The following is a 22,383-nucleotide window of genomic DNA, read 5'->3' as shown; positions in this document are numbered from 1 at the left end:
AGGCGGCGCCATAAATTCAGTAGTTGTGGCAGGTGTCGGCGACGCCTTGCAGGGTCGTCCGGAGTTGCTCGGTCCGGGGATCGTTCTCGGCCTGCTGGGCCGCTTCGGGGTTCTCGTCGATGTACTGCTGCAGTTCCGCGCGGCGCTGTTCGACCGGCTGATCGAACTTGCTCTGCAGTTGCGCCTTCAGGTCGGGATTGTTGTCCAGCATCGACGCCAGCTCCGGGGCCTGGTCGTGCAGCGCGGCATCGATCTGGGCGAAGGAGCAGTCGCTGGTGATCAACGGTTCGGCGAAATCGGTCGGTGCCGCGGCGGCGACCGCGGGGCTCAGGAGCGCGGTGACCGCGGCGGCCGCGCCCAGGGTGAGGGTGATGGGGCCGAGTGTGCGGCGAAGCCGAGTCGTCGTGTGGGCCATGGGAGTTACTGCCTCCTACCGTGTCGTGTCGAGCAGGGCTCGTGGACTGCCTCAGACCGTATTGCGCTGCCTTGGCGGGCCTCTGAGGTTTCCTTAAGAGGAGTTTGAGTTTTGTGCGGGCCGCACGATTCGGGCGAGTTCGTCCAGGACGGTGGGATCTTCGATGGTGGAGGGGATTTCGTAGTTTTCGCCCGCCGTCATCTGACGGATGGTTTTGCGCAGTATCTTGCCGGAGCGGGTTTTCGGCAGGGCGGGTACCACAACGGCGTCGTACAGGCCGGCGACGGGCCCTATCTGTTTGCGGACGCGTTCGGTCAATTCGTCGCGCAATGTTTCGGGGTCGACGACGGCGTCGGCTTTGAGAACGACATAAGCGATGGGACGTTGCCCTTTGAGTTCGTCGGGCAGACCGATCACCGCGCATTCGGCAATGGCTTCGTGCCCGGCCACAGCCGCTTCGATACTGCCCGCGGAAAGGCGGTGCCCGGCCATATTGATCACGTCGTCACTGCGGCCGAGGACGAACAGGTAACCGTCCTCGTCGAAATAGCCGGAATCGCCGGTGAGGAAATGGCCGGGATATGCCGACAGGTAGGACCGCAGGTAGCGCTCGTCGTCGCGCCACAGGCCGGTGAGCGCGCCCGGAGGCAGCGGCAGGCCGATGACTATATTGCCCTCGGTGCCCGCGGCCACGGGATTGCCGGAGGAGTCCAGCACTCGCAGCCGGTAGCCGGGCACCGGCACCGAGGCCGAACCCGGTTTGATCGGCAATCGCTGCAGCCCGAGGGGGTTGGCGCAGATGGGCCAACCGGTTTCGGTCTGCCACCAGTGGTCGACCACGGGGCAGTCCGTGCGGTCGGCGAGCAGTGTGTCCGCGGCCCACCGGTAGGTAGCGGGATCGAGCCGTTCACCTGCGCAGAAAAGCGAACGCAGCGAACTGAGGTCGTAGTCGCGGGCGTAGGCGGCGGCGGGGTCGGCGCGGCGGATGGCGCGCAGGGCGGTCGGCGCGGTGAACAGCGTGTGCACCCGGTGCCGGGCCACCACCCGCCAGAAGGCGCCGGCATCCGGTGTGCCCACCGGTTTGCCCTCGTAGAGCAGCGTTGTGGCGCCGGCCAGCAGCGGGGCGTAGACGATGTAGGAGTGGCCGACCACCCAGCCCACATCGGAGGCCGCCCACATGACCTGCCCCGGGCCGACATCGTAGATATTGCGCATAGACCAGGTCAGGGCGACGGCGTGACCACCGTTGTCGCGGACCACGCCCTTCGGCTTGCCGGTTGTTCCGGAGGTGTACAGCACGTACAGCGGGTCGGTCGCCGCGACGGATACCGGCGCCGCGGGCTCGGCGTCGCGGACCACGGCATCCCAGTCCAGCCACCGCACCGCGGCGCCGACAGCGGATTGTCCGTCGTGGTTGTGCGCCGGAAAGTCCGCGCGCTGTTTCACCAGCACGGTGTGCGGCGCGGTGGTCCCGGCCAGTTCGAGGGCCTCGTCCACAATGGGCGGGTAGGCGATGGTCCGGTTCGGTTCCAGTCCCCCTGACGCTGTCACGATCAGGACGGGTTCGGCATCGTCGAGGCGGGCGGCGAGTTCGGGGGCGGCGAATCCACCGAAAACCACCGAATGCACGGCTCCGATCCGGGCACAGGCCAGCATCGCGACCACGGCCTCGGGAATCATCGGCAGATAGATCACGACCCGGTCACCGGCGGTCACTCCGAGATCACGCATGGCGCCGGCGAATTTCGCGACCTCGTCGCGAAGTTCGCCATAGCTGTAGACGCGGGTGCTGCCGGTCATCGCCGAGTCGTAGATCAGTGCCGCCTGATCGGCCCGGCCGGCTTCGATATGACGGTCGAGCGCGTTGTAGCAGGTATTGAGCCGAGCGCCGGGGAACCATCGTGGAGCCCGGCGATCGGTGTCGAGCGCCTGCTCAGGGGGCACATCCCAATCGACGGCCGAGGCGGCGCGGGTCCAGAACTCGGCGGGATCGACCAGGCTGGTCTGATAGACCGGTCGATACTCGTTCCTCGCGTTCACCCGTGCTCCCTAGCCTCGCAGCAATCCTCGCCTCGATAGATCAGCACGATTGTGGCAGACTTCACGCGACCCCCCGACGGGTGTCGCGACCATGGCTTATGTCTGTAACCGGCTGGTCAATGTGCGTGAACCCGGGCTGAGTACACCAAGAAGTTATTGATCCGTTAGAATCTGATGACACAAATTCGGTCCGTCGTAGACGCAATTTCTCGGTCAGCCGCGACCCACGGGCAGCTCCACCCGTCGAGCCACTATGCGAGTGTGGAGTTCCGCTGATGGTGCATGGCTGGGGCCAGGTTGGAAAGTGAGTGGGAATGCGTGACGCCGCTAGGTCCGGCACGAAGCGCTGGGCGCTGAGTAACTGGGACCTTCGCTGGAAGGTTACGGCCGTGCTGGCTGTGCCGTTGGCGGTCGCGGTCGGGCTCGGCGTGTCCAGGATTTCGGCGGAATGGAGCAACGCGAACCGGCTGGGTTCTACTTCCGAGAACGTCAGCATCGTTCCTTCCGTGCTCGAACTCAGCACGGCCTCGTCCGCGGTTTCCGGTTCCCGGGCGATCGCGCTCGCGCCGAATCGCTCGATGGCCACCGAGGAGGATCTGACCACCCTCGACAAGGCGATCGCCGGGGCCGAATCGGCCCTCGGCGAACTCGACGATCTACCGGTGGCGCGACAGGCGCTCTCGGAAATGATCGACCAGGCCAAGGAAGTGCGCGCCGGCGGGATAACCCCGTCCAATCTGCCGCCCGATCAGGCCGTGCAGGCACTCGACAAGGCCCGGAACGCCGGTGTCCGGACAGTGGAGGCCATTCTCGGGGAGATCGGTGACGCATCGATCGACCCGGCCAAGCTCCGCCTCGTCGACGCGCTGAATCTGCGGTCCACCATGGTCGGTGAGATCACCGCCGCGGCCGAACTGCTGCGCAACCAGGAATCCGGCGAGCAGGCCTACCGCACCGCGACCAACACCGAACGCGCCCTGCTGAACATCCTGAGCCAGCGCTACAACGCCGAGGATCCGGATATCGCGATCCTGCGCCAGGGCATCGACAGCCGCGCCGCGATGCTGGAGAGCCCCGAGGCCCAGGCCGGCCGGCTGCCGCTGGGCGAGGCCCGGCAGTCGCTGCTGGACAGCACCGCGACCACCGACAAACTGATCGCCGAGGCCACCGCCTCGATCGACGACGGTGTGCGCAAAATGGCCGATCAGGCCCTCTCCGACGCGGTCGTGTACTCCATCGTCGTGCTGCTGACGATTCTGGCGGCCCTGCTGCTCGCGGTGTTCGTGGCCCGGTCGATGATCGTGCCGCTGCACCGGCTGCGCCTGGCCGCCCTGCGGGTGGCCGAAAGCGATCTGCCCGACGAGGTCGCCCAGCTCCGCACCGGTGCCGCGCCGGAGGAAGTGCCCCTCGAACCGATGCCCATCCGGTCCGAGGAGGAGATCGGCCAGCTCGCGCGCGCGATCGACGATATCCACGGGCAGGCGCTGCGCCTGGCCAGTGACCAGGCGCAAATGCGTTCCCAGGTCAACGATATGTTCGAGACCCTGGCGCGCCGCAGTAAATCACTCGTCGATCACCAGCTCAGCCTCATCGAGGCGATGGAGTACGACGAGAAGGATCCGCGGCTGCTGGAGAACCTCTTCCGGCTCGACCATCTCGCCGCGCGTATGCGCCGTAACGGCGACAACCTGCTGATTCTCGCCGGTACCAAACAGCGTCGCGCCAAATCCGCGCCCGTCGAGATCGCCGATGTGCTGCGCGCCGCGATCTCCGAGGTGGAGGACTACGAGCGGGTCAAGCTCGGCGCCACCCCGCGCGGTGCGCTGATCGAACCGGCCGCCTCCGATATGGCGCACCTGTTCGCCGAGCTCCTGGACAACGCCCTGCGTGCTTCGCCGCCGGAAACGGATGTGAAGTTCACCTTCGCCCAGGCACACGATCAGGGTCTGCTCATCGAGGTCGCCGACCGCGGTATCGGTATGCCGCCGAGCGAGATGGCCGAGATCAACCGCCGGCTGGAGAGCACCGCCGAACCCGGTCCGGACACCGCCCGCCACATGGGCCTGTTCGTGGTGGGCCGGCTCGCGGAACGACACGGTCTCAATGTGCGGCTGCGGCCGACCTTCGATACCGCGCGCGATCCGGGTGTCACCGTCACCGTGCACGTGCCGATGAGCCTGATCGTCGCCGGGGAGACCCAGATCCTGCCGCTGGCGACCGGTTCCGGGCCGCAGGCCGTCGTACCGAACGACACCGCGAAGAAGAAGCCGGAACAGTCGCCCGACGAGGCCGCCGCGGCCGCGCTGCGCAATGCGCCGGGCGGGCCGTCGATGCAGACCCGCGGAATCAGCCGTACGGCCGCCGGCAACATGATGGTGACCGTCGATCCCGGTATGAGCGGACCACTGCCGGTCGTCGAACGGCCCAAGCCGCCGGAGCGTCCGGCCGCTCCCGCGCCACTGGGCGCGGGCGGGCTGCCGCAGCGGCAGCCCGGCAGCGCGATGGCCGGCGGCACACGCGAGGGCGAGGGCACCACCAGTCTTCGCGAGGCCAGTGCGGGCAGTACCGCCCAGCGCGGCAAACTCGCCGCGGCCAGTCTGCCCAAACGCAATCTGGGCCCGGGGGGCGGCGGCACCACACCCACCCTGCCACCGCGTACCCCGGGCGAATCGGCCCCGGGGGGTCCGCCGCCGCGGGAGACCAAGACCGGCCCCGGCGGGCTGCCTCAGCGGCAGCCCGGCACCGCCGGTGCCCCGCAGCCGGGTCCGGGCGGGTTGCCGCAGCGGCAGCCCGGCGCGAACGGAGCGCCCGGTAGCCGCCGGGACGCGGCACCGGCCCGTCCGGCGGACGAACGCCCCACCGAAACCGCCTCGGAGACCGCCGCGGCGCCGCGTCCCGCCGGTCTGCCCACCCGTCAGCCCGGTCAGCATCGGCCGGGCGGACTGCCACAGCGGGACCCGGGCACCAACGGTGCCCCTGCCCGCGACAACGGTTCCGCGTCGCTGCCGCAGCGCGGCCCGGCCGCGGCCGGCCGGCCCGGCGGGAACCGAACCACGCCCGGCGACCGATCCGGCTTCCGGTGGCCTGCCCACCCGGCGGGACCCCGGCGGCGCCCCCGGGCTGCCGCAGCGGGAAACCTCCGGCGAGCTCCCGGCCCAGCGTCGTCCGGCGGCCGACGCCGGATTGCCGGCCCGGGAAACCTCCGGCGAACTGCCCACCCAGCGACCGGCGCCCGGAGCGCCGCCACGGCGTGAGCCCGCGGGCAATGGACTGCCGCAGCGCCCCACATCCGGTGGCGGGCTGCCGCAACGCGGAGCCCCGGCGGGTAACGGCCTGCCGGGCCGGGACACGTTGCCGGGCCGGGACAATTCGAACGCGCTTCCGCGGCGGGACACCGCGGCACCGGGCCGGCCGCCGCAGACGGGCGCACCGGGCGGCCTGCCGCGCCGGGAACCGGGCGGATACACCGCCGAGCGGTTCGACAACCCGCCGGGTGTCGCTCTGCCGCGGGCGACCGAGCCCACCGAGGGGCCGGCCTCCGCCCGGGAACCCGGACGGCACAGCTACAAGTCCAATCCGGCGAAAACGGCGTCCTTCTTCCAGACCCGGCTGCAGCCGGCCGAGGAGACCGACAGCGTGCTGGGCGGAACGCCCATCTTCGCGGAGATGATGTCGGCATGGCTGTCGGATTCGGACTCCGATCGATCCCAGGCCGTCGCGTCCTTCGACTCCCCGGGTGACGAGGGCTGGACGGCGGCTCGGCGGGCCAGCGAAGCCGAACCCGAAACCCGCACCGCGGCCGGTCTGCCGCAGCGTAACCCGGGCGTCCGGTTGGTCCCCGGCGCTGTCAGCGGCGCCCAGGATCGGACGCCGAGTCGCAATCCCGAAACGATCCGGTCTAGTTTGAGTCGGCACCAGCAAGGTGTTCGGGATGGCCGTGCAATGCGAGCAATGAACCTAACCGGAGACAAAGGAGACCGATGAACCCCGAACTAGGTGGTACGAACCGTCAGTTGGATTGGCTGGTTTCGAACTTCGCAGGCGAGGTTCCTGGCGTAGCCCATGCCGTTCTGGTCTCGGCCGACGGCCTGCTGATGGCGGCGAGTGCCCAACTACCGGTCGACCGGGCCGAGCAGCTCTCGGCGGTCACGGCCGGACTGGCGAGTCTCTCGGTGGGTGTGTCCAATCTGTTCGAAGGCGGCACGGTTCTGCAGTCCGTCGTCGAAATGGAGCACGGCTACCTGCTGCTGATGGCGGTGGGCGACGGGTCCTATCTCGCGGTCCTGACCAATACGTCCTGCGATATCGGACAGGTCGGCTACGAGATGGCTTTGTTGGTCGAACGCGTAGGCCAGACAGTTCAGGCCACCCCACGCGTCACGATGGGTTCCTGATGGTGGGATGGACATAGAGGATCACCGCGTGGGAGGCTCCGAGCCCAGTCTCGTGCGCCCGTACTCGCTGACCGCCGGTCGTACCCGGCCGAAGGTCGAGTTGGCGCTCGAGGCTCTCGTCGCGTCCCATCCCATTTCGCTCGAACGCCAGTACGAACTGAGCAATATCGAAAACTCGATAGTCGAGTTGTGCAGGGAGTCGCCGTCGGTCGCCGAACTAGCGGCTCGACTGGGTATACCGATCGGGGTGGCGCGTGTACTTGTAGCGGACCTGATCGAAGCCGGGCATGTCCGCGTTTCGGCGACATTGAAAGACGATTCCAGCGACGATGAACGTCGCGAGCTGATCGAAAGGGTTCTCAGTGGACTCCGGCGTATATGATTCGACGGCACAGGTCGATACCCGCCAGACCAAGCCGACTTCGGCGAAGATCGTGGTCGCAGGTGGGTTCGGCGTGGGCAAAACGACGCTGGTGGGGGCAGTTTCGGAAATCGTCCCGTTGAGAACCGAGGCTCTGGTGACCAACGCCAGCGCCGGGATCGACAGTCTCGCGGGTATCGAGAGCAAATCCACCACCACGGTGGCCATGGACTTCGGCCGGATCAGCCTGGCCGAGGATCTGGTGCTGTACCTGTTCGGCACTCCCGGCCAGTACCGCTTCTGGTTCATGTGGGACGACCTCATCCGCGGTGCGATCGGCGCGGTCGTGCTGATCGACACCCGGCGGCTGGAGGACAGTTTCGCGGCGGTCGACTACTTCGAGGCGCGCAATCTGCCGTTCCTCGTGGCGCTCAACCAGTTCGACGACGCCCCGCAGTATCCGATCGAGGACATCCGGCAGGCGCTGGCCGTGCCGGCCGATGTGCCGATCATGCCGATCGACGCGCGCCGCCGGGAACCGGCCAAGGAGGCGCTGGTGCGGTTGACCGAGTACGCGCTGCAGAAGGTCACCCGAGGCTACTGATCGGGCTGCCCGTCATACTGGTCGATGTGCCGGTGTGGACAGTTGTGGTGCCGGGCGCCCGGGGGCGGCTCGGATGACCTCGTCGCGAATCGGCTCCCGGCAACTGCTCGAGGCGCTGCTGGATCCGGGTTCCTTCGTGAGCTGGGATTGCGCGCCCCTGGATGTGGCGCGGACCGGTGACTACCGGTCCGCGCTGGCCCGGGCGAGCGCGGCGGCGGGAACCGACGAGTCGGTGCTCACCGGCGAGGGATTGTTACGGGGCCGCCGGATCGCGGTTATCGCCTGTGAGTTCGGGTTCCTGGCCGGTTCGGTGGGGGTCGCCGCGGCCGAGCGGATCGTCACGGCGGTCGAACACGCCACCCAACTGGGGCTGCCGCTGGTCGCCTCCCCGACCTCCGGCGGTACCAGGATGCAGGAGGGCACCCTCGCCTTCGTGCAGATGGTGAAGATCGCCGGGGCGGTGGCGGCGCACAAATCGGCCGGTCATCCCTACATCGTGTACCTGCGCAATCCCACCATGGGCGGTGTTTTCGCCTCCTGGGGGTCGCTGGGCCACATCACCTTCGCCGAGCCGGGCGCGCTCATCGGTTTCCTCGGACCGCGGGTATACGAGGCGCTCTACGGTCATCCGTTTCCCGACGGTGTGCAGACCGCCGAGAACCTGTACCGCAACGGCGTCATCGACGGGGTCGTCGAGGTCCCGGTGTTTCGGCGTATCGCCCATCGCGCGCTGAGCGTTTTCAGCGGTTCGGTGCGCACACCCGGCGCGCCGGATCCTCGTACCGAGCTGGCGTTGCGGAAGACCGGGCCCGTCGCGGGGGCCTGGGAGTCGGTCCTCGCTTCCCGGCGGCCGGACCGTCCGGGGTTGCGTGAACTGCTCCGCCGGACCACGCAGCGGGTGCCGCTCAGTGGTACCGGTCAGGGGGAAGCGGATCGCACCGTGGTGCTGGCCCTCGCGCGCTTCCACGGCAGGCCGTGCGTCGTATTCGGCCACGACCGCGCCCATCAGGACCCCGAGCACACCATGGGCCCGGCCGCGCTACGGGAAGCGCGGCGCAGTATGCAATTGGCGGCCGAACTGCGGCTTCCGCTGGTCCTGGTGATCGATACGATCGGCGCCGCGCTCTCCAAGGAGGCCGAGGAGCGGGGTCTGGCTCCCGAGATCGCCCGGTGCCTGGCCGATCTGGTGACGCTGGACACCCCGACGGTTTCGGTACTGCTCGGGCAGGGGACCGGCGGTGGCGCGCTCGCCCTGCTGCCCGCGGACCGGGTGCTGGCCGCCACCCACGGCTGGCTCGCACCGCTACCGCCGGAGGGCGCCAGCGCGATCGTCCATCGCGATACCGGCCACGCGCCGGAACTGGCCGCCGCCCAACGTATCCGGTCGGCGGATCTGCTGGCCGACGGGATCGTGGACCGTATCGTGCCGGAATATCCCGATGCCGCGGACGAGCCGGTCGAATTCGCGTGCCGCGCTGTCGCGGCGATCGCCGCGGAGCTCGAGGGGCTGAGCGCGCAGTCACCCGCCGAACGGCAGGTGGCCCGGCAGCGTCGCTATCGCCGACTGGGAGTGCCGCCCCGAAGTGGCGGGATCGGTCGGCCGAGGGAACCGGGTACCGGCTGAGGTTTCCGATATCCCACAGCGATCGGGTTCCGGTGGCCGGGTCCGTGGATGACGCCGGTTCCGGTTGCGGGACCGTCGGTTTTGGATCCAGCGAATTCCGCGCAAGCGAAATATGCGCAATCGATCCGGAATGAGGGAACCAGGGAGTGGGCGACCGCTGTCGACGGAGCTTTCCGGATATCCGGCTCCGTGGTGGGCCGAACGCCCGGACCGACGAGGAAGCGGTGGCCGGAATCGCTGTGCCGCGGGCGACGATCAGTTCTCCGGTTCGGGCTCGGATCGGTTCCACCCCAGGATCATCGCGGGAGCGCAGCCGCCGGCGAGCAAGGTCGCCAGGACCATCACGCCGCCGGCGTAGGCAGTGCGGAAAGCGTCCGCTTCGGGGAACAACGCGCCGCCCCAGACGAGATACATCATCGGGAAGACCGTCAGGCACTGGGTAACGGTCAGGCCGAACGACCGGGCCCCCTCTCGCTGGGCGAACTCCAGTTCGTCCAGGGTTTCGGCCGGTGCGTTGTCCTGGGCCTGCGAGACGATCCGCAGCATCGTCCAGGAGGGCACGAAGGCCAGCGCGCCGAGGCCGGCGAACAGTGACGCCCATTCCAATCCGAACGCACAGAGCAGGCCGCTGGCGAAGAGCACGGCGAGCGAGGCGATCACCAGGACCACCAGGGCGCGGCGGCGCCGGGTGGTGCGCCAGCCCGGCAGCATTCCGGCGATCTGTTTCTCCCGTACGAGCCAGCGCCGCACGCGGTAGGCCTGGTATCGGTCGAGCAGGGTGGTCGGTTCGGTGGTGGCGGTCATGGCTGCTGTCCTTTCTCGCGGGAGTACAGCTCGGTCGATAGGGGAGTGAATTCGGTTCGGGAGAACACCGCTTCCACCGGCAGCCGGAACACCTCGCATATCCGCAGGGCGAGGTCCAGGCTGGGGTAGTGGTTACCGCGTTCGAGCGCGCCGATCGTCTGCGGGTTGACGTTCACTGCTTCGGCCAGGGCGGCTCGCGACATCCGGTATTCGGCCCGCAGTACTGCGATCCGATTGAAGATCGGTAGCGTTTCCCCGCGCCTTACTGGGCTCACACAATGAAGTGTTGTAAAAACACAACAATATGTCAAGTAGATACGCAGCAGGGTGAGCGATGGACACGGAGCGGTAGTTCGTTGACCTGCCGCCGAAGCGCTTCTACCGTCGAGGCGGTGACCACTAGACGTGAGACCGGTGTAGTTCCTCCGATCGTGTTGAACGACGGCAGCCTGATCCCACAGCTCGGTTTCGGGGTGTTCCAGGTTCCGGCGGACCAGGTGTTCGACACGGTCACCGCCGCGCTGAACGCGGGCTACCGCAGTATCGACACCGCGGCGATCTACGAGAACGAAGAGGGCACCGGGCGTGCCATCCGGCAGTTCGGCCTACCCCGCGACGAGGTCTTCGTCACCACGAAACTGTGGAACGCCGACCAGGGCTACGACTCCACGCTGCGCGCGTTCGACGCGAGTATGCGGCGGCTCGGGCTCGACTACCTGGACCTGTATCTCATCCACTGGCCCGTGCCCGCCGCGGACCGTTTCGTGGACACCTTCCGCGCGTTCCAGCGCTTGAAGGCAGACGGCCGGGTTCGTTCCATCGGGGTCTCCAACTTCCGCATCCCCGACCTGGAGCGGCTCATCGCCGAAACCGGGGAGACCCCCTCGGTGAACCAGATCGAGTTGCACCCCCGGCTGACGCAGCCCGAACTGCGCGAATACCACGCCGAGCACGCCATCGCCACGGAGGCGTGGAGCCCGCTCGGCCAAGGCACGGTCCTCGACGATCCGGTGATCACCCGGATCGCCGGTGAGGTGGACCGCACACCGGCGCAGGTGATCATCCGCTGGCATCTGCAACTCGGCAACGTGGTGATCCCGAAATCGGTGACACCGGCCCGGATCGTGGAGAACTTCGACATTCTCGGGTTCGAGTTGTCGGCCGATCAGGTACAGGCGATCTCCGCGCTGAACTCCGGGTCCCGGACGGGAGCCGACCCGGAAACTTTCGCTTTCGGCCTGGAGAACTGAACCGGGCACCGGTAGCCGCGCGGCCGCCGGCCGGGCGGCCATGAGCCGTGTCGCCTTCCCGGGGCGAGTAGCGCTGCTGTGGCAGAGTGGGCAGTAGCGCCTCGTTTCGGCGGTTGGATCGGAATTCGTTCAGCGGGGAAGGACACACATGCTCGGGGTCAGCCGTGACGGCGACGTCGTCACCATCGAACTACAGCGCGAGGAACGGCGTAACGCGCTGAACCTGGACCTGGTCACCCGGTTGCGGGAGGCGCTGTCCAATGCCCGCCTCGATTCCCGGGCGATCGTGATCACCGGTAGCGGCTCGGTGTTCAGCGCGGGCGCGGATCTGGACGGTGTGTACTCCACCGAGTTCCTCGACGCTCTGCTGGACATGCTGCACGAGGTCGAGGCCATGCCGGTTCCGGTGATCGCGGCGCTGAACGGCCCGGCACTGGGCGCGGGTGTGCAATTGGCGATGGCGGCGGATCTGCGGGTGATGGCCCAGGACTCCTACCTCGCCATACCGGCGGCGAAACTGGGCATCACGGTGGACCGCTGGACCACGCGCCGCCTGGTATCGCTGCTCGGTGGCGGCCCCGCCCGAACAGTGCTGCTCGCCGCCGAGCCGATCTCGGCCACCGACGCCTACACCTTCGGATTCGCGAATCGGCTCGGCACGGTGGCCGACGCCCAGGGCTGGGCGAAAACCATCGCCGAGCTCGCGCCGCTGTCGCTGCGGCACCTGAAGCTCGAACTCAACGACGACGGCACCCGGGATCCGGCCAACCGCGAACAGCAGTCCGCTCTGGAGGCGGCATGGTCCAGCGCGGACGCGGAAGAGGGCAGGCAGGCCCGGCAGGAGAAGCGTCCCGCCAAGTTTGTGGGTAAATGATGAAGGCCCGCACTGTCGCCGCCGCGGCGGCCGGTCTGGCCGGAATGACCGTCTTCGGCTGGGTGGCCCGAGCCCTGGACGGATTACCGGCCGCGCTCGGCGCGTCCGTCTCCGCGATCGCGCCCACCGCCACGGGCGCGCGCAGTTATCGCGACCGCCAGTTCCACAACACCGAACCCGCGTCCCCGATCGTCGTGCGCGAGAACCCGACCGGGCTGTTGTCCATGGTGACCGGTATGCGCGCGGGCCGGCCGAAGGGCGCGGTGCCGCTGGCCCGTACCGAGCCGCCGGGTGTGGCCGCCGATCTCGCGGTCACCTGGTACGGGCATGCCAGCGCGCTGATCGAGATCGACGGATACCGGGTGCTCACCGACCCGGTGTGGAGCGAGCGGGTCTCGCCTTCCCGGCTGGTCGGCCCGTCGCGCATCCATCCCGTCCCGGTGGCGCTGGAGGAGTTGCCGCGGGTGGACGCGGTGGTCATTTCACACGACCATTACGACCACCTCGACGCCGACACCATCGCCACGCTGATCCGCACCCAGCAGTCGGTTTTCGTGGTGCCGATCGGTGTGGGCGCGCATCTGCGGCACTGGGGCGTGCCCGAGGCGCGGATCGTCGAATTGGACTGGAACTGTTCGTATTCGCTGTCCGCGGCCGACGGTGACCGTCCCGAACTCACCATCGTCTGTGCCGAGGCCCGGCATTTCTCGGGTCGTGGACTGGTCCGCAACACCACCCTCTGGGCGGGCTGGGCGCTGGTGGGCCCGAAACATCGCGCCTATTTCGGTGGGGATACCGGCTTCACCAAGGCGTTCGCGGCCACGGGCGCGCAGTGGGGTCCGTTCGATCTCACCTTGCTGCCGATCGGCGCCTACGACCCGCACTGGGCCGATATCCACATGAACCCGGAGGAGGCGGTGCGCGCACACGCCGATCTGTGCCTCGGCGAACCGGAGCACGGCGTACTGGTGCCGATACATTGGGCGACGTTCAACCTCGCGCCCCATCCCTGGGTCGAACCGGTCCATCGACTGGTGGACGCGGCCGCGGCGGCGGGTACCGAGATCGCGGTACCGGTACCCGGGCAGCGGCTCGATCTGCGCGACCTCCCGCCGGGGCGCCGGTGGTGGGAAGATATGGAGTGAACACTTCCGCACAGTGACAGGGAAGGAATCGGCTATGAGCTTGATGGAAAACCTGAAGAATCTGGTCGGCAAGGGGCAGGAGACAGCTGCCAAGAATTCGGACAAGATCAACCAGGCGGTCGACAAGGCCGGCGATTTCCTCGACCAGAGGACCAAAGGCAAGTATTCGGACAAGATCCAGAAGGGTAAGGAAGCCGCCCGCAAGGTGATTCCGCCGGAGCATCCGGGCGGTGGTCCGGGCCGACCCGGTGGTCCGGGCCGACCCGGTGGGCCGGGCCCGACCGGCGGGCCGGGCCCGGAAACGCGTCCGTGAGATACGGCGCGGCGCCGAACGGGGTTTTCCGCCCGCGGATGTGATCCGGGGTGCGTCGGAGTTTCGGAGGCGAGCCGGGACAGCCGGATATCGAGGTCCGGCTGAGCAACCCGGACAAAGTGTTGTATCCGGCGACCGGCACCACCAAGGGTGAGGTGCTCGAGTACTACGCCGAGATCGCCCCGGCCATGCTGCCGCATATGGCGGGCCGGCCGGTCACCCGCAAACGCTGGCCCAACGGTGTCGGCGCGTCCTCGTTCTTCGAGAAGAACCTGGCCGCCGGCACCCCGTCCTGGGTGCCGCGCCGCACCCAGCGGCATTCCGACCGGGCGGTGACCTACCCGGTGATCTCCTCCCAGGCGGGGCTGGTCTGGCTGGGGCAGCAGGCCGCGCTGGAGATCCATGTGCCGCAGTGGCGCTTCCACGGTGACGAGCGCGGTCCGGCGACCCGGCTGGTATTCGATCTCGATCCCGGCCCGGGCGCGGGGCTGGGCGAATGCGCGCGGGTGGCGCTGGGCATCCGGGATATGGTCGGCGAGATCGGGATGCGCGCCTACCCGCTGACCAGCGGCAGCAAAGGGATCCACCTCTACGTTCCATTGGATCGCACGCTCAGCCCGGGCGGTGCGTCGACGGTGGCCAAACAGGTGGCGGAGAATCTGGAGAAACTGCTGCCCGACCTGGTGACCGCCACCATGGCGAAGAAGGTTCGCGCCGGGAAGGTGTTCCTGGATTGGAGCCAGAACAATCCGGCGAAGACCACGATCGCGCCCTACTCCCTGCGCGGCCGGGAGGTACCGAATGCCGCGGCGCCACGCAGCTGGGACGAGATCGAGGACGGGGCGACGCTGCGGCAGTTGCGTTTCGACGAGGTGCTGCGCCGCTATCGGTCCGACGGTGACCTGCTCGCCGGTCTGGACCCACCGCTCGACGATGCCCTGACGAAGTACCGGTCCATGCGGGACCCGGCCCGTACCCCCGAACCGGTACCCGCCGAATCGCCCCGGAGCGGCCCGGGGGATCGGTTCGTCGTCCACGAACACCACGCGCGCCGCCTGCACTGGGATGTGCGGCTCGAACGGGAGGGTGTCCTGGTTTCGTGGGCGGTGCCCAAGGGGCCACCGGACAGCCCGCGCCAGAACCGGCTCGCTGTGCACACCGAGGACCATCCGCTGGAGTATCTGGATTTCCACGGGACCATACCCGTGGGGGAGTACGGCGCGGGGGAGATGACGGTATGGGACACCGGTACCTACCACGCGGAGAAGTGGCGGGACGACGAGGTGATCGTGGTGTTGCGCGGGACGCGGTGCAAAGGCCGGTACGCGCTGATCCGCACCGAGGGCGATCAATGGCTCATGCACCTGATGAAAGAGCAGCCGGCCTCCGCTGCCGATCTCCCGCGCGGTCTGATGCCCATGGCGGCCACCAGCGGTGACGTGGCGGCGCTACCGGAATCGGAGTGGGTGTTCGAGCGCAAATGGGACGGCTTCCGGCTGATCGTGGAGATCGAAGCGGGTGAGTTCCGGCTGCGCAGCCGGACCGGCAACGATGTGACCGCGCAGTATCCGCAGCTCGCGGAGCTGGCCGCCGACCTGGACGGGCACCAGGTGGTACTGGACGGGGAGATCATCGTCTGCGACCCGCATGGCGCGGTGAATGTCGCACTGCTGAAAGCGAACCCGCGGCGCGCGGAATTCGTGGCCTTCGATCTGCTCTATCTGGACGGCACTTCGCTGCTGCGCAAACGCTACCGGGACCGTCGCCGGGTCCTGGAGGCACTCGCCGCGACAGCGCCTGCGCTGCGGGTGCCACCGCCGTACGAGGGCAGCGGCGCCGACGCGGTGCGGCAGAGCGAACAGGACGGGGTGGAAGGAGTCGTCGCCAAGAAGGTCGATTCGGTGTACCTGCCCGGGACGCGCGCCAAGACCTGGGTGAAGCAACGCAACTGGCGGACCCAGCAGGTGGTGGTCGGCGGAATGCGACGCAGCCGTGCCCGCCCTTTCGCGTCCCTGCTGGTGGGCATTCCCGCCGAGGACGGTCTGGTGTACGCGGGACGGGTGGGCACCGGGTTCGGGGACGCGGGTATGCGCGAGCTGGCGGCACGGCTGCACCGGCTGGAACGCAAGACCAGTCCGTTCGTCGACGACCTGTCGGCCGACGAACGCCGTGACGCGATCTGGGTGACGCCGAAGGTGCAAGGCTCGGTGCGCTATATGGATTGGACCGAAACCGGCCGGCTCTGGCACCCGGCGTGGCTTGGCGAACTGTGACCGCCGTCGCCGCCGGTGATGTTGCCCGCGCGTCGAATCCGCTGGGTACTGTGATGTTCGAGCGAGTTCGGACAAGGAGTACGAGATGGATTTCAAGGGCCTGGCGAACAAGGCATTGGGTCTGGCGCGTAAGAACGCCGACAAGGTCGACCCGCTGATCGAGAAGGTCGGCGACGCGGTGGACAAGAAGACCGGCGGCAAATACGCGAGCCAGGTGGACAAGGCGCAGGAGGCGGCCCGCAAGGCCGTACGCGACCAGAAGAAGTAGAACCTCTTACAGCAGGATCTCCACCAGCAGGGCTGCGGCGCATACCGCTACCACGATGAACAGCGCGAAGGCGTCGTTGCGGCCCGGGGCGGCCGGGCGGGCGGTGAGCTGACCCGTCCCGCCCCGGGCGGTGATCGCTTCGCCCAGTTCGCCGGCCCGGCGGGTGGATACCGCCATGGCGGCGGTGAGGATATCGATGACCGGGTCGGTGGTGCGGTGCAGCAGATCGGGTTTGGGGCGCAGGCGGCGGGCGGCGCGCAGGATTCGGATCTCCTCGAGCAGCAGCGGTAGACCGCGCAGGGTCAGTGCCACCACCACGGCCAGTTCGTCCACCGGTACGCGCAGCCGGCGCAGCGGACGGCCGAGAGTGGCCAGGGCGGGAGCGATTTCGCTCATGGGGGTGGTCCAGGCGATGAGCATGGACGCGGCGACCAGGATCAGCCCGAACACCACCACCTGCGCGTAGCGCAGTACGGCCGCCCCGCCGACGGGCACATTGATCAGCGCGCCCAACGCGATCAGCAGCCAGAACACCATCGGCAGGCGGGGCAGAACCCCCAGCGGCAGCCGGGCCACGAGACCGATCGCGATCAGGAACACGATCATGATGCCGAGGATCGGCCAGCTCGGCAGGACCATCAGCAGCAGGCTGATCAGGAACGCGCCGATCATCTTGGTACCGGCCCACAGGTTGTGGACCGGGCTGGCCACCGGGACCCGGCGCAGCAGGACGGTGCTCATCGGATGCCTCCGTGGTCGATACCGTGGGCGTCGCCGCCGCGCAACCGCCAGGCGGCACCAGGGGTCCGACCGTGCGCCGGGCCGGGCGGGTGGACGACCGGGATGGGTGTGGTGTCGGCTTCCGTCCCGGGCGCGGCGGCCGCCGCCGTCTCGGTCTCCGGGATACGGCCCGCGCTCAGGTGGACGGTGCGATCGCAGATGACCGCCACATCCTCGACATCGTGGGAGATGACGATCAGCGTGAGCCCCGAATCGCGCAGCCGGGCCAGTAGCTCGACGATATCGGCGCGGCCTTCGGGGTCAAGCCCGGCCAGTGGTTCGTCGAGCACCACCACCTGCGGGTGGGCGGCGACGATAGCGGCCAGCACCACCCGTTTGGCCTGACCGCCGCTGAGTTCCTCGATGGAGCGGGTGGTCAGGGAGCGGTCCAGGCCCACCGCGTCCAGCGCTTTGCCCACAGTGCCCGATCCGGTGCCATCGCCGCCCCAGTCGGCGATCTCCTCGCCGACGGTATGCCGTTGCAACTGCAGCCGGGAGTGCTGGAAGGCCAGTTCCACCCGCCCGATCTGTTTGCTGACCGGTTTGCCGGCCAGTTCGCAGCGTCCGGTGCTGGGTGCGATGAGTCCGGCCATGATCCAGGCCAGGGTCGATTTCCCGGACCCGTTACCGCCTACCACGAGTAGCGCTTCCCCGCGGCGGACCGACAGGTCGACACCGTGCAGCGCGGGCGCCTCCCATGGTGTGCCGCGGTTGTAGGTGTGCCGGACCCCGCGCAGTTCGAGCAGTGTCTCGCCCATGGGGCGGCGGCGCTGGGCACGGGCCGGTTTCGGCCAGGCCGGCAGCCGGTCGACCATCCGCCCGGCGGTCAGGTGCACCACCCGGTCGGCGGCGTCGGCGTCGGCTTCGTGATGGGTCACCAGGACGACGGCCATGGCATGCCGTTTCGGCAGTCCGGCCAGCAGCGTCACCAGTTCGCGGCGGCCGTCCGGGTCGATCATGGAGGTGGCCTCGTCGGCGATGAGCAGGGCCGGGCGCCGGGCCAGTGCCGCCGCGACCGCCAGTCGCTGCTGCTGGCCGCCGGACAGGGTGGCGGTCTCCCGGTCGCCCATTCCCTCCAGACCGACCTCGTGGAGCAGGGCATCGATATCCACCTCGGCCGCGAGGGCGGTGGGCAGCCCCCAGACCACATCGTCGGCGACCAGCACACCCAGCGTCTGGCTCTCCGGCCGCTGCAGGACCAGCGCCGTTCCCCCCAGATGGCCGAGTCCGGCGGACCCGGGTCGCTCGACCGCGCCGGTGCTCGGCGGCAGACCTGCCAGCAAGCGGGTGAGGGTCGATTTACCCGACCCGTTGTGGCCGACGACCGCGACGAACTCGCCGACCTCGACCCGCAGGTCGACTCCGGTCAACGCGTCGGCGGTGGCACCGGGGTAGCGGTATCCGGCCGCGCGCAGGGTTACCGGCAGGGGAGCGATCGGGCGGTCGTCGGCGGGGGCGTCGAGGCGGTCGGTGCCAGGGAGCCAGGTGAGACGGTCCAGGACGGAACCGAGCACAAACCAGGAGACCAGCGCCGTGACCACGGTTCCGACCAGGACGGTGCCGCCGATGTAGACCCACCACCACTGCAGGACCACATCGGTGATGTGCAAGACACCGCGGCCGAGCGGTTCCAAGTGCTGCTGGCGGGAGGTGAGTTCGGCCAGGCCGGTCGCGGTGTTGCGGACGGTGTCGAAGAGCAGGTCGCGGGTGGCCGAGAAGGCCAGCAGGAAGCCGACCGAGAAAGCACCCCAGGCGACGCCGGCGAGCACCGATAACCCGGTGACCGCGACGATACCGCCGTGGCGGCGTTTGACCGTGCCGACGATGCCGCCGATGGTGGCGGTGGCGACCATCGCCATGGCGGCGGTGAGGCCGGCCGCCACGAAGGTGACCAGGGCGGCCGAGATCGAGGCGGTGAGCACGGTCCGGAATCGGTAGCGGTGCGCGAGCAGGCCCATGGGCACGGCCGCGACCAGCTGCAGGGCGGCCGCGAACGGGATCACGGCGCCGACGGTCACCAGCCCGACGGTGACGCCGCCGAGTACCGCGCCGGTGGCGAGCTCGATCGGGCGCAGCGCACTGTCGCGCCCGGACGGGCGCAGCGCACTGTCGCGCCCGGACGGGCGCGACGCGGTGTCGTGGTCGTTTCCGCCGTGCCCGCTGCCGGACCCGGTCGTGCCGAACCCTGGTGCGCCGGCACCAGGGTCGCCGGGGCGGGGGGTCGCGGACTGGTCACTCACGTACTCGAGTCTGCCAGCCGGGCGCGTGGGCGCGAATCGACGGTATTGCAAGCATGCGCATTGACGCATATGTTTGTCCCGTGGGACATGATCATACGCATCACATATCACCGGAGAGCGCCTCCGGGAAGTATGTCGGCCGCCTGGGGGCGGCGCTGGCCATCGGCCTGGGATTCATGCTGATCGAACTGGTGGTAGCACTGGCCACCGGTTCGCTGGCGCTGCTGTCGGACGCCGCCCATATGCTCACCGATGTCGTGGGCATCGCCATGGCTCTGTCGGCCATCATGCTCGCCCGCAACACCCGGCCCAGCTACACCCGCACCTTCGGCTACTACCGGGCCGAAGTGATCGCCGCACTCGCCAACGCAGTCCTGCTGTTCGCGGTCGCCGGGTACGTACTGATCGAGGCGCTGCGCCGGTTCGGGGAACCGCCGGAGGTGCCCGGTGGGCCGGTACTGGCCGCCGGTGCCATCGGCCTGCTGGCCAATATCGCGGCTTTCCTGCTGCTGCGGCGCGGGGCCGAGGAGAGCCTCAATGTGCGCGGCGCCTATCTCGAGGTGCTGGCGGATATGGTCGGCTCGTTCGGTGTCCTGCTCTCCGCCGCGATCACGCTGACCACCGGCTGGCTCTACGCGGATATGATCGTCGGCGTCGCCATCGGCCTGTGGGTGCTGCCCCGGACCTATCTGCTGGCCCGGCGCTCGCTGCGCATTCTCTTCCAGCACAGTCCCGAAGAGCTGGACGTCGAGAAGGTGGCGGCCGAACTGGCCGCGGTCCCCGGGGTCTGCGATGTCCACGACCTGCACGTCTGGACATTGACCTCGGGTATGGAGGTCGCCTCGGCCCATATCACCACCACGGGATCCGATTCCCGTGACGAGATCCTGCGCGCGGCCCAGCGCCTGCTCGCCGACCGCTTTCACATCCACCACGCGACGCTTCAGGTGGAGACCACCGATACCGCCCGCCGGTGCGCGGAGCTGTCCTGGTGACCGCGTAACGATCAATCGAGATATCCGGCCATAATGTCGACATGGTGCAACGTCCCTCGATCCGGGATTGGGACTTCCCGCGGGGAGTCGCCAGTGTCGCGCTCATGGCCGCATACGGCGCGGAGCACGGAGTTCCCACCACCGCACTGCTGCGTGGTACCGATCTCACCGAAGCCCGGCTGCGCGATCCGGACGCCCAGATCGACGCGCACACCGAACTCGCGGTGGTACGCAACCTGGTCCGCGAACTCGACCGTCCCGGCATGGGTATCGAGGTGGGCCGGCGCTACCGCATCACCACCTTCGGCATCTTCGGCTTCGCCTGTGTCAGCAGCCCCACCCTGGCCGAGGCGATCGATTTCATCCTGCGCTACCTCGAACTGAGCTTCACTTTCTGCCTGCCGGTGACCCAGTGGGAGCACGGTGAATTCATCGGCCGCATCCACGACGAATCGGTGCCCGCCGACGTCCGCCAGTTCCTGGTGGAGCGCGATGTGACGGCCATGCTCCAGGTGATGAGCGATTTGCTGGGCCGGCACCTGACCTTGCTGCGCGCCGAATTCCGATTCCCGGAACCGGCCTACGCAGACCGGATCGCAGAGGTGACCGGGGCGCGGCCGCGGTTCGGCCGGCCGCACAACCTGCTGGCCGTCGATCCGGCGATCCTGGACCAACCGTTACCGCAGGCAAACGAACACACGCTGGCCATCTGCCTGGCGCAGTGTCGCGACCTGGTGCACCGGCGGCGGGCGCGGACCGGTATCGCCGCGGAGGTGCGCGCGCGACTGGTGCCTCGCGGCGGTATGGACGGTCTCACCGCGCCGCCCGGTATCGACACCGTGGCCGCCGACCTCAACATGAGCACCCGCACCCTCCGGCGGCATCTCGACGCGGCCGGTACCAGCTATCGGGCCCTGCTCGACGAGGTACGCCAGGCCCTGGCGGAGGAGATGCTGACCACCACCCCGTTGTCGGTGAGCGATGTGGCGATCCGGCTCGGCTACGCGGAGGCCTCGACCTTCATCTACGCGTTCCGGCGCTGGACCGGCGGCACCCCCGCCGCCTACCGGCGGGCCCGGGCGGGCCGGCACTGAACCGGGTCAGAACGGCGTACCGATCCAGCCGCCCATCGGGACGCTGCGGAAATGCGTGATCAGCCGATGTTCGTCGTCGACGACGTGCAGCGCTATCGCCGGGTCCGGCGCGTAGTCCATCACCCGCTCGGGCGGGGCGAGTTCCCATTCACCGCCCAGTACCGAGGCGGTACTCGGGCCCATGAGCAGCGGCCGACCGGCGAAGGTGGCGACGGCGGCGGAGTGCGCGTGCCCGGTCACCGTCCCGATGATCCGCTCGTCGCCGGCGATGACCGCGGCCAGCCGCTCCGGCTCGGTCAGCGCGATGGGGTCCACGATGGGGCTGTGCAGGAAAACCGGGGGATGATGCAGCGCCAGCAGCACGGCATCGTCGGCGGGAGTATCGGCGAGGGTCGCGCGCAGCCAGTCGTAGGTCTGGTCGGTCAGCCGCCCACCGGACTGCCCGGGAACGCTGGAGTCGAGCAGGATCAGGGTCACACTGCCGACCCGGTGCACCTGGTTGACCGTGTCGTCGCTCGGGGGAGTGCCGAGCAGCACCTCCCGGAACGCCGCCCGTTCGTCATGGTTGCCCGGAATCGCGAGCACCGGTAGGTCGGCCTGCAGCGCCGCCCGCGCCTCGGCGTACTCCTCGGGTTTCCCGGAATCGGTGATATCGCCGGTCACCAGGATGACATCGGGCCGCCGCTGCAGATCCGCGAGATAGGCCATGACCCGCTGCGCGCGTTCGGTATTACGGGTGCCGAGATCGAAATGTGTATCGCTGACCTGAGCCACCAAGATCATCGGATGCTCCTGTGTTCATTTGCGGCGCCTCTGTGTTTATTGGCGGCGCCTTCGGCGCCGCGGGGTCGAGGCCCCCTTGGTCTCGCCGTTTCGGCCTCGAGACTCGAGCTTCGCTCATGCGCTTTC

Annotated in this window: 21 protein-coding genes; 13 read left to right on the top strand and 8 right to left on the bottom strand. The window is 68.7% G+C overall.

Annotated elements, in window-relative coordinates; translation table 11 throughout:
- Positions 1-16: 16 nt before the first annotated feature.
- Together NS4_RS29125 and NS4_RS29120 are read right to left on the bottom strand one after the other, a co-directional pair.
- Complete coding sequence (locus tag NS4_RS29125; RefSeq protein WP_063062689.1) at positions 17-415, bottom strand: hemophore-related protein; 399 nt, start codon at positions 413-415, stop codon at positions 17-19.
- 93 nt (positions 416-508) lie between these two features.
- Positions 509-2,455 carry an AMP-binding protein gene (locus tag NS4_RS29120; RefSeq protein WP_063062688.1) on the bottom strand — a complete coding sequence of 649 codons (1,947 nt, stop codon included), beginning with the start codon at positions 2,453-2,455 and terminating at the stop codon, positions 509-511.
- Between the two features lie 389 nt (positions 2,456-2,844).
- Between NS4_RS29120 and NS4_RS29115 the strand changes: the two genes are divergently transcribed.
- Complete coding sequence (locus NS4_RS29115; protein ID WP_218020426.1) at positions 2,845-5,709, top strand: ATP-binding protein; 2,865 nt, start codon at positions 2,845-2,847, stop codon at positions 5,707-5,709.
- A gap of 309 nt (positions 5,710-6,018) precedes the next feature.
- Here NS4_RS29115 and NS4_RS33030 read toward each other — a convergent pair whose 3' ends face one another.
- Positions 6,019-6,249 (bottom strand): hypothetical protein, encoded by a 231-nt coding sequence (locus NS4_RS33030; protein ID WP_218020424.1) that lies wholly within the window; start codon positions 6,247-6,249, stop codon positions 6,019-6,021.
- A 186-nt stretch (positions 6,250-6,435) separates the two neighbouring features.
- On the opposite strand from NS4_RS33030, the gene NS4_RS29110 reads away from it, so the two are divergent.
- The 4 genes from NS4_RS29110 to NS4_RS29095 all read left to right on the top strand — a co-directional run bounded on the left by NS4_RS29110 (position 6,436) and on the right by NS4_RS29095 (position 9,438).
- On the top strand, positions 6,436-6,849 hold the full coding sequence (locus NS4_RS29110; RefSeq protein WP_030522784.1) for a roadblock/LC7 domain-containing protein: 414 nt from the start codon (positions 6,436-6,438) through the stop codon (positions 6,847-6,849).
- A 7-nt stretch (positions 6,850-6,856) separates the two neighbouring features.
- Positions 6,857-7,231: a DUF742 domain-containing protein gene (locus NS4_RS29105; protein WP_030522783.1), complete on the top strand. Its 375-nt coding sequence runs from the start codon at positions 6,857-6,859 to the stop codon at positions 7,229-7,231.
- Positions 7,212-7,814, top strand: a complete 603-nt coding sequence (locus NS4_RS29100) for a GTP-binding protein (protein ID WP_174372388.1) — start codon at positions 7,212-7,214, stop codon at positions 7,812-7,814. The genes NS4_RS29105 and NS4_RS29100 overlap by 20 nt, the downstream gene beginning before the upstream one ends.
- 73 nt (positions 7,815-7,887) lie before the next feature.
- Entirely contained in the window at positions 7,888-9,438 is a 1,551-nt protein-coding gene (locus tag NS4_RS29095; protein WP_063062687.1) for an acetyl-coenzyme A carboxylase carboxyl transferase subunits beta/alpha, read from the top strand.
- Between the two features lie 255 nt (positions 9,439-9,693).
- Here the strand turns inward: NS4_RS29095 and NS4_RS29090 are convergent, their stop codons facing one another.
- Positions 9,694-10,242: a hypothetical protein gene (locus NS4_RS29090; protein ID WP_063062686.1), complete on the bottom strand. Its 549-nt coding sequence runs from the start codon at positions 10,240-10,242 to the stop codon at positions 9,694-9,696.
- Complete coding sequence (locus tag NS4_RS29085; protein WP_084487825.1) at positions 10,239-10,517, bottom strand: helix-turn-helix transcriptional regulator; 279 nt, start codon at positions 10,515-10,517, stop codon at positions 10,239-10,241. Before NS4_RS29085 ends, NS4_RS29090 begins: the two co-directional genes overlap by 4 nt.
- Before the next feature lie 117 nt (positions 10,518-10,634).
- Here NS4_RS29085 and NS4_RS29080 point away from each other — a divergent pair, with 117 nt between their 5' ends.
- The 6 genes from NS4_RS29080 (at position 10,635) to NS4_RS29055 (ending at position 16,365) form a co-directional block, all read left to right on the top strand.
- Entirely contained in the window at positions 10,635-11,492 is an 858-nt protein-coding gene (locus tag NS4_RS29080; protein WP_063062684.1) for an aldo/keto reductase, read from the top strand.
- A 148-nt stretch (positions 11,493-11,640) separates the two neighbouring features.
- Entirely contained in the window at positions 11,641-12,366 is a 726-nt protein-coding gene (locus tag NS4_RS29075; RefSeq protein ID WP_063062683.1) for an enoyl-CoA hydratase, read from the top strand.
- Complete coding sequence (locus NS4_RS29070; RefSeq protein ID WP_063062691.1) at positions 12,366-13,511, top strand: MBL fold metallo-hydrolase; 1,146 nt, start codon at positions 12,366-12,368, stop codon at positions 13,509-13,511. The genes NS4_RS29075 and NS4_RS29070 overlap by 1 nt, the downstream gene beginning before the upstream one ends.
- A 34-nt stretch (positions 13,512-13,545) precedes the next feature.
- Complete coding sequence (locus tag NS4_RS29065; protein ID WP_063062682.1) at positions 13,546-13,824, top strand: antitoxin; 279 nt, start codon at positions 13,546-13,548, stop codon at positions 13,822-13,824.
- A 50-nt stretch (positions 13,825-13,874) separates the two neighbouring features.
- Complete coding sequence (locus NS4_RS29060; protein ID WP_063062681.1) at positions 13,875-16,097, top strand: ATP-dependent DNA ligase; 2,223 nt, start codon at positions 13,875-13,877, stop codon at positions 16,095-16,097.
- An 85-nt stretch (positions 16,098-16,182) separates the two neighbouring features.
- The gene (locus NS4_RS29055; protein WP_063062680.1) at positions 16,183-16,365 is read left to right on the top strand and encodes an antitoxin; all 183 of its coding nucleotides are present in this window, start codon (positions 16,183-16,185) and stop codon (positions 16,363-16,365) included.
- Positions 16,366-16,371: 6 nt separating this feature from the next.
- Here the strand turns inward: NS4_RS29055 and NS4_RS29050 are convergent, their stop codons facing one another.
- Entirely contained in the window at positions 16,372-17,106 is a 735-nt protein-coding gene (locus tag NS4_RS29050; RefSeq protein ID WP_063062679.1) for a CbiQ family ECF transporter T component, read from the bottom strand.
- Positions 17,103-19,247, bottom strand: coding sequence for an ABC transporter ATP-binding protein (locus NS4_RS29045; protein ID WP_063062690.1), 2,145 nt, complete (start codon positions 19,245-19,247; stop codon positions 17,103-17,105). Before NS4_RS29045 ends, NS4_RS29050 begins: the two co-directional genes overlap by 4 nt.
- A gap of 218 nt (positions 19,248-19,465) precedes the next feature.
- Here NS4_RS29045 and NS4_RS29040 point away from each other — a divergent pair, with 218 nt between their 5' ends.
- Both NS4_RS29040 and NS4_RS29035 read left to right on the top strand, forming a co-directional pair.
- The gene (locus tag NS4_RS29040; RefSeq protein WP_281220050.1) at positions 19,466-20,380 is read left to right on the top strand and encodes a cation diffusion facilitator family transporter; all 915 of its coding nucleotides are present in this window, start codon (positions 19,466-19,468) and stop codon (positions 20,378-20,380) included.
- Between the two features lie 41 nt (positions 20,381-20,421).
- A complete protein-coding gene (locus NS4_RS29035) occupies positions 20,422-21,474 on the top strand; it encodes an AraC family transcriptional regulator (protein ID WP_063062677.1) in 1,053 nt (350 codons plus the stop codon).
- Between the two features lie 6 nt (positions 21,475-21,480).
- Here NS4_RS29035 and NS4_RS29030 read toward each other — a convergent pair whose 3' ends face one another.
- A complete protein-coding gene (locus NS4_RS29030) occupies positions 21,481-22,257 on the bottom strand; it encodes a metallophosphoesterase (RefSeq protein WP_063062676.1) in 777 nt (258 codons plus the stop codon).
- Positions 22,258-22,383: the final 126 nt, after the last annotated feature.

The sequence above is a fragment of the Nocardia sienata NBRC 100364 genome (assembly GCF_001613205.1).
Lineage (GTDB): Bacteria > Actinomycetota > Actinomycetes > Mycobacteriales > Mycobacteriaceae > Nocardia > Nocardia sienata.
Note: the sequence above shows the minus strand (reverse complement) of the source record. Positions and strands in the feature narration are given on the sequence as shown.

Excerpts from the sequence above, each read along its gene's own strand:
- NS4_RS29095 (WP_063062687.1), top strand. The coding sequence starts at position 7,888 with ATGACCTCGTCGCGAATCGGCTCCCGGCAACTGCTCGAGGCGCTGCTG.
- NS4_RS29110 (WP_030522784.1), top strand. The coding sequence starts at position 6,436 with ATGAACCCCGAACTAGGTGGTACGAACCGTCAGTTGGATTGGCTGGTT.
- NS4_RS29090 (WP_063062686.1), bottom strand. The coding sequence starts at position 10,242 with ATGACCGCCACCACCGAACCGACCACCCTGCTCGACCGATACCAGGCC.
- NS4_RS29065 (WP_063062682.1), top strand. The coding sequence starts at position 13,546 with ATGAGCTTGATGGAAAACCTGAAGAATCTGGTCGGCAAGGGGCAGGAG.
- NS4_RS29125 (WP_063062689.1), bottom strand. The coding sequence starts at position 415 with ATGGCCCACACGACGACTCGGCTTCGCCGCACACTCGGCCCCATCACC.
- NS4_RS29105 (WP_030522783.1), top strand. The coding sequence starts at position 6,857 with ATGGACATAGAGGATCACCGCGTGGGAGGCTCCGAGCCCAGTCTCGTG.
- NS4_RS29075 (WP_063062683.1), top strand. The coding sequence starts at position 11,641 with ATGCTCGGGGTCAGCCGTGACGGCGACGTCGTCACCATCGAACTACAG.
- NS4_RS29070 (WP_063062691.1), top strand. The coding sequence starts at position 12,366 with ATGAAGGCCCGCACTGTCGCCGCCGCGGCGGCCGGTCTGGCCGGAATG.
- NS4_RS29035 (WP_063062677.1), top strand. The coding sequence starts at position 20,422 with ATGGTGCAACGTCCCTCGATCCGGGATTGGGACTTCCCGCGGGGAGTC.
- NS4_RS29055 (WP_063062680.1), top strand. The coding sequence starts at position 16,183 with ATGGATTTCAAGGGCCTGGCGAACAAGGCATTGGGTCTGGCGCGTAAG.
- NS4_RS29050 (WP_063062679.1), bottom strand. The coding sequence starts at position 17,106 with ATGAGCACCGTCCTGCTGCGCCGGGTCCCGGTGGCCAGCCCGGTCCAC.
- NS4_RS29030 (WP_063062676.1), bottom strand. The coding sequence starts at position 22,257 with ATGATCTTGGTGGCTCAGGTCAGCGATACACATTTCGATCTCGGCACC.